The organism is Mucilaginibacter rigui (assembly GCF_014773275.1).
GTDB classification, from domain to species: domain Bacteria; phylum Bacteroidota; class Bacteroidia; order Sphingobacteriales; family Sphingobacteriaceae; genus Mucilaginibacter; species Mucilaginibacter rigui_A.
This window is the reverse complement of the sequence record NZ_JACWMW010000002.1, coordinates 428312-445062: the sequence shown is the minus strand read 5'-3', so window position 1 is coordinate 445062 and position 16751 is coordinate 428312. Positions and strand designations below refer to the sequence as shown.

Genomic DNA, 16751 nt, shown 5'->3' with positions numbered 1-16751 from the left:
ACAGCCGGGTTTAACAAATGTTAAACCCGGCTTAAAAGTTCTTTTAAAATTGAAAAGATATTCTCTATTTTCGGTCTCCTGATTATTTATAATGAAATACTATTACCTTATCGCCGCGGTGTTGTTTATTACAGCCTGCAACCAACCGCCTAAAGTTGAATTAAATATTAAAACTTCCGGTATAGCAAGCGGTACGGTCATCATCAACCAAAACAACCAGGAGCTGTTAAGCAAAATATAAAGGATGGCAGCGCTACCATCAGCAAGGCTTTTGAAGCCCCCGGCTATTATAATATTACTGTACTGGATAACACCAAGCCATTAAGCGCCAAAAACAGTTTCGAGATATACCTGGAGAATGGCAGCTATACCATAGATGTTAAGCCAAACAGCAGGGGTATTTACCCGGGCATTACAACCACATCGCATACGCAGCGACAGCTTTCTGATTATTATAAAACCGAAAATGAATTATCCGGGGGCCTTAACCACACCATAGATTCGTTACTGATATATCTGGATACGCGCGAAGCGAAAGCGTTAACTAAAAAAGCGCACACAGCACTGACCGATAAAACCCGGGGTTATCAAATAAAGCGTAGAAAGCTGGAGCCGGAGATACTAACTGCCTACGTGGCCAAACATCCGGATAACGTTGTCGCTGCACATATTATGGCGCAGCAATACATGGATGAGTACCCGGTTGAATATAACAGCATTTTTAAAAAGCTTACCGAAAAAGCTAAAAGCACTGACGACGGCGTAAAGATTGCCAACAAAATAAGCATCTTAACCAAGCTTTTGCCGGGAGCAAGCGCACCCGATATTGCAGGCTTTACTATCGATGGGAAAGCATTCGATAAGAGATCCATAAGCGCCAAAGTAATATTGGTAGAGTTTTGGACATCAACCAGTCAGTTAAGCGAAATAAACCACTCTAAAATGCTTAACGGCCTTATTTTAAGCGATAGCGATAAAGGGGGTTTTAAAACAGTAAGTGTTGCTACCGATGCCAACAAACAAACCTGGGAACGCGCAGTTAAACTAAGCCAGTTAACCTGGCCGCAGGTGGCCGATTTTAAAGGCGATAGTTCGCCAAACGTTGCTAACTGGCAGATAAAAACAGTCCCCGCCTATTTCCTGGTCGATGGGCAATGGCGCATACTTAAAGCTAATATAGATTTGGCTGATGTAGATCAGTTTGTACATGATTATTTGAAGAAGAAGGGCTAATCCCTATCTTCTGCTAATCCTGGCTTGTTTCGTTTATTTTGCTGATGGTATCATCCAACTCGGTTGATGCTTTTTCTAAAAGGGAGAGCAGGTGATTCAGGTCTTCGGTATTATTGGCGCAAGCCTTAATTAATGGGATCAGCCCCGTTATATTACAAAGCGGCCTTCTTATTTCGTGAGAGTTTAGCCAGGCAATTTTTTTCAGCCGCGCATTTTGCTCCTCTAATTGCTGGCCATATAATTTAGGTGTGCTAATATCCTGCATCGCACCAATCATTCTGACAGGTTTATTATTTTGATCGCAGATCAGATACCCGCGGTCTAAAACATATTTATAACTACCATCCTAGCATTGGTACCTGTATTCTGCATTCCATTTTTGCTTTTTTTCTGCAAGCACCTTTTTAAAGGCGCTAATAATAGTAGCCCTGTCGTCCCCGTGTATGCGCTTCATATTCCAGAAAACGTTTGTTGCTATTGACTTATCTTTATATCCAAGCACCTCCTTGTAACCACTAATCCACGTTAGTTCATCACTGGTAATATCGTAATCCCATATAACATCGCTTGTTGCCCGGGTAACAACCTCATAAATATTTAATAATGCATCAAGTTCAACTTTCCCCTTTGCAACTGCCCGTTTAAAACCCTTTCCTTTAGCAGTAATATTTTATAATAGCTGTTCATTAAATAAACAACACCAATTACACTCGCTAAAAGAAAAACAATGTTTTTTATATCCCACAGGTACTTCAAATTTGCCGAAGGGTGGTTAGCTTGAATATGGTTAAGCAGCCAGGTACCGGTAACCAGCCAAACAAATCCTATAATAAGGTATATGAGTATCGGCCAGAATAAAAACTTCCTGCTCACGATAGATTAGATTTATTATTAAACACAAAAATGCAATATAAACAAAAAGCCCTTCAGATTTTCACCCAATGGGCCTGTCAAGCTCAACATAATATATACAAAGAAATTACCTATCTCCAATTAAAGCAAATGTAACACCAACTGCTCCCACTCCTTTTGTAAAGACAAGTTTGGGCGAATATGCCGCGCTTTGCTATACCAGTAATCCGCATTCCAGATATCACCTTCTTTACGGTGTAGGTAGGCATGAACCCACGCCGATCCCTGATCTTTTAATTGATCAACCAGGGCATGCGCTTGATACCAATCACCCTTACCATCATACCATAGACTTTTTAACTGAACACAGAGCTCGCCGATAGGCTGGTCTAAATTCAATGATTCTTTAAATTCGATTAAAGTTTTCACTGCTCATTTTTTTTCAAAAATAAAGGTAAAATATGGTTTGTAAATAAGTGTTTACCAATATCGCTGATGAATGATTTAAACAATCCCACTGTAAGCAACTGATTTACATAATGTTAATTCGGCCATAGGTGATAAATTTGGGGAAAGATCATGTTGCCCGAAATGATACCCTACAGGATTGTAAATAATTGATTTATCTGATATGGAAGCCCCCTAAAAAGGCTTAACGCAGAAAAGCCTTACTTCTCAGTAAGGCTTTTTAGTTTTCTGCGGAATGGACGGGTCCGTTGACTTTTCCGCAATGGCTTTATTATCAATAATTTGATGTTTCTATGAATTAAAAGGTAACCGATTAGGTAACCGAATAATTTGATACGTTTTAATTGAGTTTGAAAGAACTATTTCAAATATAAACAATTGAAATAGCTTTTACCAGTAAAACTATAACCTTATTTCTTGGAGGTATTCGTGAATGCAAGATGCATATTTGGCTATCCTTATTGTGAGCTTTCTGTCACGGCTACTATAATCTTTGCAACTTCTTCAGGTTGCGACAAGCATATTCTATTTCGAATGGCACCCAATCGTCATCATGTTTTGTTGTTTCGCCGATGATTAAATCATGTGTTTGCTGTTGTTAAGATGTTCTGTTAGACTTCGTTTTTGCCCAAAATTGATCGACCTATATATCAATGCCACGCTTAATAGTCTGTACGCATTTCCGGAAAATCAAACCTGATGGTAACCCTAACACCATGCTTCACGAAGACATAGTTCTTGCTGTTTAGAATCTCACGATCTGCTCTGGAAATAAAATCGAATTCTGACCGCTGTTCATCTTTAATCAAGGAGAGTAACCAGTTATCCCGCTCGGTAAAGTTTAATCTTTTAGGTATAGGGTGACATGAACCGTGGCATTCGCCATTTTCATTCCGGCATATGGCAAGATCGTCATCGGGACAATTGGTGGTGCCACCTGGGGGCCTATTGCAACTGCAATTCATGGGAAATTTAATTAGGGTGATTGATTAATTCGTAATGTGAGCCGTTAATATTTACCTTATAACGAACGGACGGCTCCTCCGTTAAATGTTGGAGGGCTTCTAAACCTTTGTAGGTGTTTTCTGCATTAACCTTTTGTGAACGAATACCGACTGCCAGTTCGGCATCGGTGAAACCAGTAAAAGAGATAGTGCAAGAAGCTGTCTCTGTTAATAACTCGGCGATTACTTTCAATGAACAACCAGCAGGAATGTCAAATTCCATTGGCGCATTCCCTTTTACAGAGCTGCTCTGTTGTTGGCCCAGAGTTACTAAGGCTTTCAATTCTTTCAGCAGCCGCTTATAAGGGGTATGTGATGCCGGGTCCGAGATATCCTGGACGCTGTAATGGTTGTGATTGGTGTCGATACGAAAAGCGGCGGTCACACCTGCTGGTATAGCTGAACCTTCGTTAACGATTTCATCCTGGTGACCCGATTGGTAAATGACCGTCGGCTTATCTTCCAGGTTAGCAAATTGATAAGTCAGTTCATTAGTAAAGTCCGAAAATCTTTTTAAATCAAGTAACTGAATATGCTTGCCCAGCAATTTGGTGCCGAGTTCAGCTAAACTTGCACCATGATGCGGGACAGACAAGGATAGCACCAATTTTACTTTTCTGAGGTCTACTGCCTGCATATCGATTATAGCACGTTTAACAATCAGCCCACCCATACTATGCGCAACAATAACAATATTTTTGTAATCACCAAAAGTTTCCCGGATGTCGCTGGCCAATTCCATGGCAATTGCACGAATACTAACGTTGAAAGTATCTTTTTTTTTTCCTGAAAACGGCAATTTCGCTTTGATTTTTTTCCAAAAACCAGCTTCGAGGATTTTACTGGGATATTCAAATACGAATAACTGGTAATTGGCGTTTACATCGCTTTGCTTCTTTAGCGTGCTCACGAAGCTACTGTTTTCACCCATCCAACTATCGCGGCTACCATTTAAGCCGTGAACAAATATGATGGCATTATCAAATTTTTTGTTTCCAACCTTTAATGATTCATTAAACAGCGGCATATGTCGATTTAATCTGTATTAAAGTACAATGTTAATTATAAAAAGGCAGAATAAGACCGCCGTTCCACCCGCTTCATTCCGTTTCTCCATTCAGCAGTTTCCCGGGTGTTGGCACCAGCTTCACCAGTGCGCTATTGAGAGTTTTCCCCTCGGATGTGGCGCGATATTATAAGATAATCAGTAAATATAAACAATGTTATGCCGTTTCCTATTGCAGCCATTTACAGAGTTGTTAAACTCAACTGTGTGGCTATAAGCGTCAACAAATGTCTTTAACATGTCTTTTAATATAATTCGAAGCCTATCAAGTTTCAATTTTCCAAGGAGAATCCGTTTGATATAACGCCAAGGCGCGTTCGAAAAAGAGATAGACGCCCTTGATAAAACTTTAGGGTTGTATGGACCCAATGGGGTAGACAAGTACTGAAAAAAGGTTTCCTAAATATCGCTGATTCAAAATACGTAGGTGATTTTGTTCGGAATATACTTTCAAAAAGTGATCAATAGAGTGATCAATCACGTTATTGTATAGCATATTTCTTTTCTCGTTGTTTAAATGCTTTGTTACCACCCTCTAAAATGTCACATACATGCTCTTTTATTCCTTGCTGGTGCAATACATTTTGAATCGTCGTATCAATCTTGCTCGTGTGCTCTAATGATCCGTTAACGTATTCAAAACGCAACCCAGATAAAGTTTCATTAGTGGATTGTCCTAATTGATTTGCAACTATCACATTTTCGGTGTCGGTAGCCACAACTAAATTCGCATTATGAGATACGATAATGATTTGTCGTTCCTTCTTTTTCTCTTTAATTATTCGACACAATAATTCATATATAGTTCGATTATCTAAATTATCTTCGGGTTGATCAATCAAGATAGGATACTCTGCTGAACTGATCTCCAAAAACAATATTAATAAAACAGTGCCTTTTTTACCTGGCGACATTTCAAGTAAGTTATCCCCCTTGTAACTGACAGTGTAATCTATCTCCATTGTATCCTTTATAAGAGCGCGCAAAACGCCATCAATAGACATTTTCTGCTTCAAAGGCAAAAATTTATCACTTTCGTACAAAAGTTTGTCATCATTAACTCTTAGTGGATGAATGAAAAAATCGTTAATGTAATTGTAATCAACGCTAGTTTTGCTGCTAAAAAACTTATGGTAGTCACTATCTTGTGAGATTGCTGCCTTATTGATCATTTCCGAAAAGCCAAAATTTTCGACCTTATAAATGAGACTTGCTTCTAATGTTATTTCTGCATCAATATGTTTTTTAGTGCCATTTACGATATTGACTATTAGTTCGTAAAATTCGACACGCTGTTTCAATAACTTGACAATCCTTTCTCGTGTAGATTTATAATCAGCTAACAAAGACGAAAATTGCTTTTCTAAACTTAGAGCTTGTTGTAGTCGGGTTTTCTCCTTGTTCAAACTCTCAGTCAATCTAACCAATTCTTTCTGCCCGGCCAGTTTTACAAGATATTTTTTAAGAGATGTGTTTATGCCCACCAAAACCTGTCGTAACTTATTAATGTTCTCATCGATATTTAGCTGGCTTACTTTGGCTTTTAAATTATCGATAATAGATTGATATTGAGTTTGGATATCTTTTCGCAATTCAGCAATTGAGGGATCATCGATAATTTCATCTAACAGTACTTCAATACGTCCGCGAGTATTGAAACCATCACTATCTTGACTCCCAAGTAGCTCAGAATTGTTCGCAGCTAGCTCAGAAAGCAAACTATCTAACGTCTCTTTCTTAGTTGACTCAAATGCAATTGCTTTTTCGGTTGCCTGTTGTTGGTTAGATAGTTTTTTGTAATCGTCAAACTCTTCGGGAGAGAGGTTTGAACTCTTTTGTCCATCGGTGATTTGCCTATCGATATCATCAATGCTTTTCTGAATCGATTGGCTTTTACCCAATTCAGTCGATTCCTTTTGTATCGCTAATGCTTTATCTCTGGTTTGGAGATATGTATTGATTAAAGTTTCAATTTCTGAATTAACGAGTTTAATTTTACCCATCGCCTCATCATATCTTATTTTGAATGCTGAATCTTGTAAAAGAATTCCTTTAATAAGGGAATTTAATTCTTCTTTGTTATTTTTCTCTACCAGATAGTTGATATAGAGTTGGGGTATATATGTAATTTTATGAATTTTGTTTTCTCTAATATTGTCAGCATACCTGTCTGTTTCTCCGTTCTTCCATTCTGCAATAAAATCGAAATTTTCTTTAAAAGTGTAGCCGTCAAATCCAAGTCTTGCCGATGCGCGCTCTACTTGTGACGGGTCAATACTCCGAGCCATCAAATAAAGCAGAAGCGACTTTCCTGATGACTTACCACCAATAATCGCATTGAGATTATCATTCAATAAAATCACCTGATTGCCAAATAGTTTGCCACTATCTTGAAAACTCAATTTAGAGATAACATACCTGTCTTTTTTGACGTCCGGCTTTAATGCCTGGACTTTTACCCTGTCGTCAGGTTCATATAAAATTTGCTTGAGTCCTTCGAAATTTGGATTGGCCTTTATCCACGTATTGCAATTCCCAATTCGATCTTTTTCTGGTGCACTTGAAAAATAATGTGCGTCACTACAATCAAGCAATAAATCTTTTACAGCATTGTTTTTTAGCTGGATTTTGGCCTTTTCAAAATCTTCAATACCATTAGATGCAGTGAAAACTACATCCGCCTGGTTAATGATTGTCTTTTTGGTAGCTACAGAAGCTTCTGTCCATTTTAAATCACCCCATTCGGTTTTACCTACCGCTATTAAATACTTGCCTTTAAAACAATCCTTTTTTAATGATGTAAAAATTTGATCTTCCTTAATATTAAGATTACTAAATCCTGTGTTTAGCGGGGAACTAAATGTACTTCTCTTATCTGCTGGTGCATTCTCTATAATCGTCTTTCCCAATTCGTTAACACTTGCATATGTAATTGCTCTGGTCCAAGCTTCACCTGTGGTTTCTAATACATAACTTTGTTCAAGGGTGTTTAGAAATTGACTTTTAATAGTTTCAACAGATAATTCCTCGGAAAATATAACGTGCAAGTTGATACGTTTTAACGAACCGAAATCAATCCCAGCAAACTTTTCTATTCGGAATTCAACAACGGGTAGTAAACATTTAATATTAGCCATTCGGCCGTTAGACTTTTCCTTTAGTAGTCTTTCATAACCATCTAGAAAAAAGTAATCATTGATACCAAGTACACTAAATTCAGGTGGCAAACTTTCAATGTCTTTTATGTATGCTTCCCATGCCTCCTTTGTATCACCGCCGTAACGTTGAAAAATTGATAGCGGGGTATGAACATGTAAATCCCATTTACTCCATTCAGATCCACGTAGAAAAGAATTATAATCAGACATAACTTTGGATAAGGTGAATTATACAGTTTATAAAAAATTGCTAAACTGAACAATTATACTAATTAATAACTCATTACCATACACTTGAGAGATTATGCTTAATTCTTGTAAAGCCACCAATCCCATGAGTTTTTTAGTAAACCCTAAGATTAATAAACTTTAATGCTTTCTTGGGCGATAATATTGAGACAGGTCTAACGGCTCACCAAAATTTCCAATTCTACAAAGTTTATCTATAAATCTGCGCGAAAGTAAGCCAGTCTGGGGAGCTTCGATTTCGTCCCCAAAGTGGGCATAATTTAAATAATGTGATGCAACAATTGCGTTTTTTAAACGATTTAAAGGTAGCTTAAACAGGGTTCGCTCGTTCTGTAGGTTAGGCAGTAGCGGCATAATATTTCGATTAAGCATAATTTTGTTACAACCTCACAAAGGTTGTAACAAAACTATATTTTACTATTTACCGTGATTGATCCTTTAAGTTATGAATTGTTATTTGTGAATTCTTTATTAGTACGAAATGTACCTCCGATAATCAAAACAAAAAGCAGTTAAAATCACAAGTCTAGTCCACATCCTATTTTATATATAAAATCGCATGGGTAAGAAAACGACCAGTTGTTTAGTATCCTGATATTTATGTAATTTTAGCGCTTACCTCAAACCAGTTCGCACATGCCTTGGACTAGTGATCACATCCCCTGGTTGACTGACCAGCAAAATATCTTGACGACCGCCGACGGCCACCCGGTGGCGGTGCTGGAGTTCCAGCCCGACCGGAATGACCAGGCCGTTATGAGCGCCTGGGCTAAACACTTCCGCAACCATTATGCGTTCGACACTGAGATTGATGATTTGCGTCGGGGAACGGGTCTAGACCGTAAAGAATTTCTTATGCAACTCAAATTCCCTACTGATGGCCGCGGGTTTGGACCCGCTGTCCGTGCAGGCGATTTTGGGGAAATCTTGGTCGCCGATTACTTGGAGTTCGTGCTCAACCATTTCGTACCGCGAACCCGCTATGGCACGAAAACTGTCAAGGACGAAAGTACCAAGGGCTCCGATACCATTGGCTTTCTCTTGTATGACGAGCACCAGACCCCGCAGGATATTTTGACCGTAATCGAAGCCAAGGCCCAGTTCTCCGGCACTGCGCCTAAAGCGCGGCTACAGGATGCGATCGACGGGTCGGTATCTGATCCCTTACGCTTGGCTGAATCCCTGAATGCGATGAAACAACGCTTGTATGATAAAGGCGAAAAAGATCAGTGTGCGCTAGTTGAGCGGTTTCAGGACAAGGCGGGCAAACCTTACCAGAGCAATTTCGGTGCCGCCGCGTTATTTACAAACGCCGCTTATGGCCCAACAGCCATCACGGATGCTGATACTTCCGTCCACCCGCATCAGCAAAACCTTTTCCTGATCCTTATCAAGGGCGATGACCTTATGGATCTAGTACACCATTTATACGAAATTGCTGCCGATGAAGCCTGAAGCAAATTCGGTGCGTTTGCTCGGAGTGACCCGAGCCCGCGCCAAAATGTACGAATATGAGGTCGCTGAGCAGGACTTTAACAACATTCCCCAGCACCCGGAAGAATTGTTACTGATCACGATTGGCATCCTCGGCGATCTCAATAATCGTTCAAACGGGAAAAGGCCACTACCTTCGGAAGAGAAAAAGAATGTGCTCTTCTCTGCACAATTCTTTGATGCTTTTTTGCAGTCGCGACTCACCCAGACACCCGGCAACTACCTATTGCTCTTATGCGCCGCCGCTTATTATTTGGCCGATCTGCCCGGCAGTTCCAGTGTATTGGTCCAGCAAATCGGCGATTTCCCCGATCTTGGCGGCAGTGGCCTGGAATATTTACTGTTCGGCTTCCTCAAAGACCCTTTTAAAAAAATGCCGCCAATGTCCCAGGATTACCGCCAACAGCTCCGGCGCATCCGCAAGGCGTACCGGCGCTATTTCAGAAACGGCCAAGGACGCAAGACCTGTTTGCGCTTAATGAAAGCTTTGCGCCGGCAAGTCTATCAGCACGGCTCGGACCGCGAACTGTTACTTATCGATACTGCCATGAGCGTACTCAAGCGGCGCTTCCGCCAGGCCAGCTGGCGGCTGTTACCCCGGTACACTGGCACCGGTAAGAACGATTGGCGCAATGCTATTATTAAAAAAGGCTTCATCCGTGAACTCTGGCCCGCACAGGCTCTCCTGGGTGAAATGGGCGTGTACAGCGGCAATTCTGCGGTAGTGCAAATGCCGACCAGTGCTGGCAAGACCCGTTCCATTGAGCTGATCATCCGCGCACACCTTCTGATCTCAGAGCAACCGCTCACCGTGATTGTGGCGCCATTCAAGGCGCTTTGTAATGAGATCAAACAGACGCTTCACCACGCCTTTCGGGACGAAGATATTCGTATTGACGCACCATCAGACGCGTTCCAAGCAGACATCGAACTGGAAGAGGGCCTGGCCGGCGGCCAGCAACGCTTAGTTTTGGTGCTTACCCCTGAGAAATTACTTTACATGCTGCGCCAGTTACGGGAGCTTGCGGCTCTTGTCGGATTGCTCATCTATGATGAAGGCCACCAGTTCGACAGCGGCATTCGCGGAGTCACTTATGAACTGCTGCTATCTTCCTTGCGTTCGGTCATTGCCTCGGAGACCCAAATCGTGCTTATTTCGGCTGTAATTCGCAATGCCGAAGAGATCGGCGACTGGCTGATCGGACCCGAACGAGTTATCGTGAACGGCGGCGACCTGTTGCCTACTTACCGTACTGTGGGCTTTACCAGCTGGAATACGGCCCAGGGGAGGATCGAATACGTATTGCCGGATGACCCGGATACCGACGACTTTTTCGTGCCGCGCGTCCTGCGGCGGGAAACCCTCCAGCGCAAACCCCGGGAGTTGCGGGACCGGGTGTTCCCCGAGGCAGGCAATGGCCGTGCGGTAGCGGTTTATCTTGGCCTCAAGCTGGTCAAGAACGGCGCAGTCGCCATCTTTTGTGGGACCAAAGCGGTCGTCAGCACCACCAATGAACTGATCGATGACCTGCGCGTCCGGAACTATACCCAAAACTGGCCATCGGCTTTAGCCGACGCTGCCGAACTCACCCGGCTGAACCTGCTGCATGAACGGCATTTCGGCGCCACCCATGCGCTGACCCGCAACTGTGAGATCGGTGTGTTCGCGCATAGCGGCTTTACACCCCAGGGTGTTCGCTTAGCGATTGAATATGCCATGCAGCAGGGCCATATCCGCTTCCTGATCTGCACGTCCACCCTGGCCCAGGGCGTAAACCTGCCTCTCAAATACTTATTAGTGACCGGTTTTTACCAGGCGCAGGAAAGGATCAAGACCCGGGACTTTCATAACCTGATTGGGCGTGCCGGCCGTGCCGGCATCTATACCGAGGGCACGATCCTGTTCACCGACCCGGAGATCTATGATGATAAAACCTATCATCATGACAACTATAATTGGGGACTCGCCAAGGGCCTACTTGATCCACGCCGTTCGGAACCCTGCTCGAGCACCATCCTGACGCTCTTCGATCCGGTCAAAAGCGCTACGGGGAACTTTGAACGCCCGATCGATGTGCCGGCACTCGTGGCTGCCTATATCGCCGGTGCGGCCGAGGTGAACGCTTTTGTGGCAGAGGTCGTTCAGCGCCGCGTTAATGTGGCCTTTACCCTGGAGAATACCGCCCGGCAGATCGCTCACCGGCTTGCGATCCTGTCGGCCATCGAAAGCTACCTGCTGGCCCATTGGGCCAGTAATGATATCGAAGCCGACGAAGAAGGAGTGGCAGCCCTGGCGGCATCCACGCTTGCCTACCAGCTCATGGATAAGGAGCAACAGGAAGAACTGGTGGCGGTCTTCGAATTGCTTGCTGGCCGCATCCGTACCGACCTGCCCGCGGCAAATCAAAAAGCCCGTTACGGCCGGACCTTACTGGGCGTGAGTGAGCTCCTGCAGATAGAGGCTTGGCTGGAGGTACATGAAGCTGGATTACTGGAAACGGATACGCCGGAAGAATTACTGGTCCTACTTTGGCCCTTATTAGCCGGTCATTTGACGCATAATAACCTCAATAAATTAACTCCTGTAGCACTCCGGCAAGGCTTGGCCAGAATGTGGATCAGTGGTCAGCCTTATCACCAGCTGTTGACGGCCTTATTTAACAGCCAGGCCTACCTCGCGCAAGGGTCCCGGCGCGGCCAAGTCAAGCTGGAAACGGTGATCGATATCGTCGAAGGCGCATTCGGATTTGACAGTACGCTCATCGTGAACGCGGTCACGGAGTTACTCTTATTGAGGGGGAATGATGACCAAGAGCAGTTAATTGCTCACCTGCAGTTATTACAGAAACAGCTGAAGTATGGTTTGCCGACCGCCTTGGCGATCGCGTTTTACGAACAAGGTTTCGCTGACCGGGTGCTGGCGCAGGAGCTCGCCCTAAAATTCCCGGACTTCCCTATCCAGCGATATAGGCTGCGGGAAGCTATCCGGGCTGAAAATGAGGCCGTCCAACAGGCCATAAGCCTTTACCCAGCTTATTTTTTGTATGTCTTGCGTGAGTTATAACAGGTGGGTGTTCGAGAATCCGCCCCGAACTACATCTTTTAGAACCTTATAAATTATCTTTGTTTACTTACTTTGATTATGTATGCTCTACGCCGCTGACGATATCCGTTTCGAACAACTTAGCCCTACTGAATTCGAGCGGTTATGCTTTGAGTTGTTATTAAAACTAGGGTTCCGCCAGCTAATCTGGCGACAGGGCGGCGCAGACAATGGTAGGGATATCGAAGGCATTTGGACTGTGGAGACACCGCTAAGCCGGGAGGATTGCCGTTGGTTTTTCGAATGCAAACATTACACAGCAGGTGTTCCCCCGGAACAGCTTAACGCCAAAATCGCCTGGGCCGATGCGGAGCAGCCAGCTTGTTTAGTAATTCTTATTTCTTCCTACTTGACAAATAATGCCCGTATATGGTTAGAGCAAATAAGCGCACAAAAGCATTATCGTATCCAAGTCATCGAGGGACAGGAGCTGAAAAATCTGCTGCTTCGTTTCCCGGCATTGATTGAGCAACATTTTGCGGCAAATCGTTATGAGCAGTTATATTTGGATGCGCGCAGACATAACAGCGAATATCGAATCGCGATCAGTTATGATTTGCTATATGCATTGTCGCAGCATCTTGATCCGAGCCGTTTAACGCTTAATGATCTGGGGTTCTTATTTACCGGACTTTACAGCCAATATAAATATCTAGTAGACCGCAACGATTACTACGGGGACTTCGATCCAAAAGTAATGAAGCCATTTTACGCAAGGCTTAGAGAGTTGGCCGGTACTACAGCCATTGCATTATTTGACCAGTACCGCAATAATTATGATTATTTAGGGGGTAGTGGGTTTTGGGACGATATGGAAAGCTGGGAGACTGGTCTGGAAGGTGAAAGTGAGGCAGCTTATCAATACAATACACTTCATTTGAATCACAGGGGACCTGACACCTCGTGGGCGCTTGGCCACTACTTATTTTTCCGTATCTCTACGGGCGAAGCGTTTGAACTTTTTTGTGTTGAAGATTCAGAATTCACGACTGCTGCCCGTTATTTCGCAGAAGTTAGCCCTGCAACAGTCGGCGAACTATGCCTCCAAGGAACAGCATATTTTAAAGCTTTACTAGAGAACAAGGCACTCGTTTTTCAACGTCCGCCCGAAGAATAGATTGGTCCATCAGTTTAAATCCTAAGTAAACCGATTAACTAAATGAATGAAGAAGAAATCAGAGGAAAAATATTATTACCTTTTTTAAATGATTTAGGGTTCAACGTTTCCGAGATATCCTTGGAGAGATCGTTTACGATCAGACTGGGGAAACTCCGCCAAATGATCAAAGGAAGGGCCGATATCCTGTGTAAAAGACATGGTAAGAACCTATTTGTTATCGAATTAAAAAATGACCAACATAACATTTCACAGGATGACGTCGATCAGGGTATTTCATATTCAAGGGCGCTTGATGAAATCGCGCCTTTTACCATAGTTACCAATGGCAAGATCACAAAGATCTTTGACACGATCACCAAACAAGACCTTACCGGCAAAAAGATCTCTGATGCGTCAGAATTCTGGAAGAATGGTTGTACACTCGCAACGGACGTTGATATAAGAATCAGATACGAAGCACTTAAAAACTTTGTCTCATTTTCTGATGAAAACCTACAAGCATTTTGCAGAAATCAAGTGCAGGAGCGGATGGGGACAATTGTCGGCGATTTAGATTCACCGAGCGCTAAATTTGTTAGGGAGCTTTTCGTTCCGAGAAATGACCTGCGATCTGTGTTCGCAGAATTTGTCAATTCTGAAGCATCGGCCTTTGCGATTGTGGGTAGTGCCGGTGTAGGTAAAACAAACGCGATGTGTTCACTTGCATTACAGTGCCTGGATGACAAATTTGTATTTTTTTACAATGCTGCGATTATCAACAAATCGCCATTGGAGCATATAGCCGATGATCTGAACGGGGTCTTTTCAAGTAAAAGTGAAAGTGAACTGGTATTAAAAAAGCTGGATGAATTGGGGCGATTTATTAGCAAAAAGATATTAATATTTATCGATGGCATAGACGAAACTATCAGTTCAGCTTTGGCCATTGAACTTAGCGAGATCGCGCTCGCCATCAAAAACCTGGATTACGTCAAACTTTGTGTGAGCTGTAAGGATAGTATCTGGAATAGCGTGCTTGAAATCAATGGTAATTTAACTCATTTGTATGAAGAATTATTAAAATTTAGAACGAGGGTGCCACGGTTGAATAATCGACCGGGTTACCTATTGGAAGATTTTAGCGATGAAGAACTCAAAGAAATTATCCCGATTTATAAAAGTGCGTTTGGCTTCAAGGGAAATATCTCTGATCAGCTATTGAAGGAGTTGAAAAACGGTTTTTTTCTACGAATATTCAGCGAGGTTTACAGTAATAAGGATGTTCCACCGGAAATTGACGACAAACATCTGATTCATGCTTATTTAAAGCAATCTCTTGGAAAAACCAGTATAGGTGTTGAGTCTGGTCTTAGAATACTTTCAGAGATCGGCAGGATATTAATGAATTTCAAATACTCTAATCACGAAGAGTTTGAAGACGATGGCGTAGAATTAGAACGACTGCTGGAAGCTTTGAATTTTCCGTTAGATAAAGGCTTACCAGACGACCTGTTTGCGAGAAACTTATTGACAAAATATAGTAAGGAAGATTCTTACCACATATCCTTTTACTATTCAAAGATCCGGGATTACATCATCAGTTTTCACACCTACAAATTGCATCGTCTGGATGACACTGCGTTTGCGAACATCGTAGGAGATTTTTACCATAATTATATTGGAAAGAGTGCAATTGCGTTTTACATCAGCAACGCTTCAGAAAGCCATCAACACGTATTCCGAGAATTTAAAAAGAACAAAGCCCTTAATTACGTAACAGCGTACAATGCCTACCTTGATGAAAATTTCGGAACATTTAAGCAGCTATTCAGGCCTGGGACGAAAGGTGAAATCGGGATCGTACTACCGCATGATATCATCAAAAATGATGGTTATGCTCTTTATCGGATAACGCCTGAATTACCAGGCAAGATCATTTATGAAGATCTGCGCTACGCCTTTGAAGGGAATTACTTCGAAGGCCGGTTATATAAGATCGGGGTCGAGAGCGTTTACAGTAGCCATATCTCTTTACTGGAGCCTGACCAGGATAAGCTTATTCGAAAACAAGTATTTGATAAATTAAAAGACATTATTCAAAAAGGTAGGCTAAGCGTCTATAACTCGGAGGTATTGCTATTAGAGCAGGTATCGCTGATCGTTTATTATTACCTCAAAGACCTTTACTTTGATCTAAAACCGGTAGATCTTTATTTACCCCGGTTCAACCAAATATATCCGATAGATTTAAGCGACTTGCAGAACCGAATACGCCGTTTCAGAGCTATACGTCATTATCGCGAAAGTAATGTTCCTTATGAAATGGTAACTTCTTTGGTCGAACAAGCCTTGAAAAATAATCTTGATATACCCAAATTAAATATCATAGGTGATATCGCACCTCTAGAAGAACTTTCTAAGATTGTGACGATCTTGCAAGAAAAGGGATATGAGAAGATTGAGACACATCACTTACCTTTGCCGGATATCGCGATTAATGATGTTATCAGAGTTAAAGACGAAAAGGGCATGACAGATGTCGCGCAGATAAGAAATAATCAATATAGTCCAGAACAGGCGCGTCTTTATATTGAGCGTTTTTTTAGATCGTTGGAATCTTCTTACAAAGATTTTGTTGAACAACTGTTTCCAACATTTAAAGACGGGTTTTCTTTTTACAGTTCCATGCCGCATGACTATTTCTTTTATATGAAAGATTTAGATATTCTGAAATGGGGCTCATTTGGTTACTGCAAGTCAAAAGAAGGCCAATCAAAGTTTTACTATAAAGAACCTGTACCATGGGAAAAGGCGTTCGAAGATGTATCCTCACTGGAAGCGTTTTCACTAGATAAAATTTTGCGTAGCGACTACCACAATCAGATAAAAACGATCGATAAAATCAACACAGGCAAAGTTGATGATTTTTGCGTGATCAGAAACTGGGTTTACAAACTGCTTAAAGATGATATGCGTGACCTGTTCAGGCAAAATGGTTCTTATATTTAGCAACGGGTAATAACAA

Annotated in this window: 11 protein-coding genes; 6 read left to right on the top strand and 5 right to left on the bottom strand. The window is 42.3% G+C overall.

Annotation, left to right across the window (positions count from 1 at the left end; genetic code table 11):
- The first annotated feature begins 91 nt into the window (after nucleotides 1-91).
- Nucleotides 92-241, top strand: coding sequence for a hypothetical protein (locus IDJ75_RS09100; RefSeq protein ID WP_191175314.1), 150 nt, complete (start codon nucleotides 92-94; stop codon nucleotides 239-241).
- 392 nt (nucleotides 242-633) lie between these two features.
- Nucleotides 634-1233 (top strand): TlpA family protein disulfide reductase, encoded by a 600-nt coding sequence (locus tag IDJ75_RS09095; protein WP_191175313.1) that lies wholly within the window; start codon nucleotides 634-636, stop codon nucleotides 1231-1233.
- Between the two features lie 13 nt (nucleotides 1234-1246).
- On the opposite strand, the gene IDJ75_RS09090 is transcribed toward IDJ75_RS09095, so the two are convergent.
- The 5 genes from IDJ75_RS09090 to IDJ75_RS09070 form a co-directional block, all read right to left on the bottom strand.
- The gene (locus IDJ75_RS09090) at nucleotides 1247-1510 is read right to left on the bottom strand and encodes a hypothetical protein (RefSeq protein WP_191175312.1); all 264 of its coding nucleotides are present in this window, start codon (nucleotides 1508-1510) and stop codon (nucleotides 1247-1249) included.
- 69 nt (nucleotides 1511-1579) lie between these two features.
- Nucleotides 1580-1753 carry a PAS domain-containing protein gene (locus IDJ75_RS09085; protein WP_317173770.1) on the bottom strand — a complete coding sequence of 58 codons (174 nt, stop codon included), beginning with the start codon at nucleotides 1751-1753 and terminating at the stop codon, nucleotides 1580-1582.
- A 473-nt stretch (nucleotides 1754-2226) separates the two neighbouring features.
- Complete coding sequence (locus tag IDJ75_RS09080; protein WP_191175310.1) at nucleotides 2227-2514, bottom strand: hypothetical protein; 288 nt, start codon at nucleotides 2512-2514, stop codon at nucleotides 2227-2229.
- A gap of 1011 nt (nucleotides 2515-3525) precedes the next feature.
- Nucleotides 3526-4584 carry an esterase/lipase family protein gene (locus IDJ75_RS09075; RefSeq protein ID WP_191175309.1) on the bottom strand — a complete coding sequence of 353 codons (1059 nt, stop codon included), beginning with the start codon at nucleotides 4582-4584 and terminating at the stop codon, nucleotides 3526-3528.
- A 521-nt stretch (nucleotides 4585-5105) separates the two neighbouring features.
- The gene (locus tag IDJ75_RS09070; protein WP_191175308.1) at nucleotides 5106-7991 is read right to left on the bottom strand and encodes a TrlF family AAA-like ATPase; all 2886 of its coding nucleotides are present in this window, start codon (nucleotides 7989-7991) and stop codon (nucleotides 5106-5108) included.
- 675 nt (nucleotides 7992-8666) lie between these two features.
- Between IDJ75_RS09070 and IDJ75_RS09065 the strand changes: the two genes are divergently transcribed.
- The 4 genes from IDJ75_RS09065 (at nucleotide 8667) to IDJ75_RS09050 (ending at nucleotide 16735) form a co-directional block, all read left to right on the top strand.
- Complete coding sequence (locus IDJ75_RS09065) at nucleotides 8667-9485, top strand: Hachiman antiphage defense system protein HamA (RefSeq protein WP_191175307.1); 819 nt, start codon at nucleotides 8667-8669, stop codon at nucleotides 9483-9485.
- Nucleotides 9475-12588, top strand: coding sequence for a DEAD/DEAH box helicase (locus IDJ75_RS09060; protein WP_191175306.1), 3114 nt, complete (start codon nucleotides 9475-9477; stop codon nucleotides 12586-12588). Before IDJ75_RS09065 ends, IDJ75_RS09060 begins: the two co-directional genes overlap by 11 nt.
- Before the next feature lie 82 nt (nucleotides 12589-12670).
- A complete protein-coding gene (locus IDJ75_RS09055; protein WP_191175305.1) occupies nucleotides 12671-13744 on the top strand; it encodes a restriction endonuclease in 1074 nt (357 codons plus the stop codon).
- Nucleotides 13745-13786: 42 nt separating this feature from the next.
- The gene (locus IDJ75_RS09050; RefSeq protein ID WP_191175304.1) at nucleotides 13787-16735 is read left to right on the top strand and encodes a type I restriction enzyme HsdR N-terminal domain-containing protein; all 2949 of its coding nucleotides are present in this window, start codon (nucleotides 13787-13789) and stop codon (nucleotides 16733-16735) included.
- Nucleotides 16736-16751: the final 16 nt, after the last annotated feature.

Excerpts from the sequence above, each read along its gene's own strand:
- IDJ75_RS09100 (WP_191175314.1), top strand. The coding sequence starts at position 92 with ATGAAATACTATTACCTTATCGCCGCGGTGTTGTTTATTACAGCCTGC.
- IDJ75_RS09055 (WP_191175305.1), top strand. The coding sequence starts at position 12,671 with ATGCTCTACGCCGCTGACGATATCCGTTTCGAACAACTTAGCCCTACT.
- IDJ75_RS09050 (WP_191175304.1), top strand. The coding sequence starts at position 13,787 with ATGAATGAAGAAGAAATCAGAGGAAAAATATTATTACCTTTTTTAAAT.
- IDJ75_RS09075 (WP_191175309.1), bottom strand. The coding sequence starts at position 4,584 with ATGCCGCTGTTTAATGAATCATTAAAGGTTGGAAACAAAAAATTTGAT.
- IDJ75_RS09060 (WP_191175306.1), top strand. The coding sequence starts at position 9,475 with ATGAAGCCTGAAGCAAATTCGGTGCGTTTGCTCGGAGTGACCCGAGCC.
- IDJ75_RS09090 (WP_191175312.1), bottom strand. The coding sequence starts at position 1,510 with ATGATTGGTGCGATGCAGGATATTAGCACACCTAAATTATATGGCCAG.
- IDJ75_RS09065 (WP_191175307.1), top strand. The coding sequence starts at position 8,667 with ATGCCTTGGACTAGTGATCACATCCCCTGGTTGACTGACCAGCAAAAT.
- IDJ75_RS09070 (WP_191175308.1), bottom strand. The coding sequence starts at position 7,991 with ATGTCTGATTATAATTCTTTTCTACGTGGATCTGAATGGAGTAAATGG.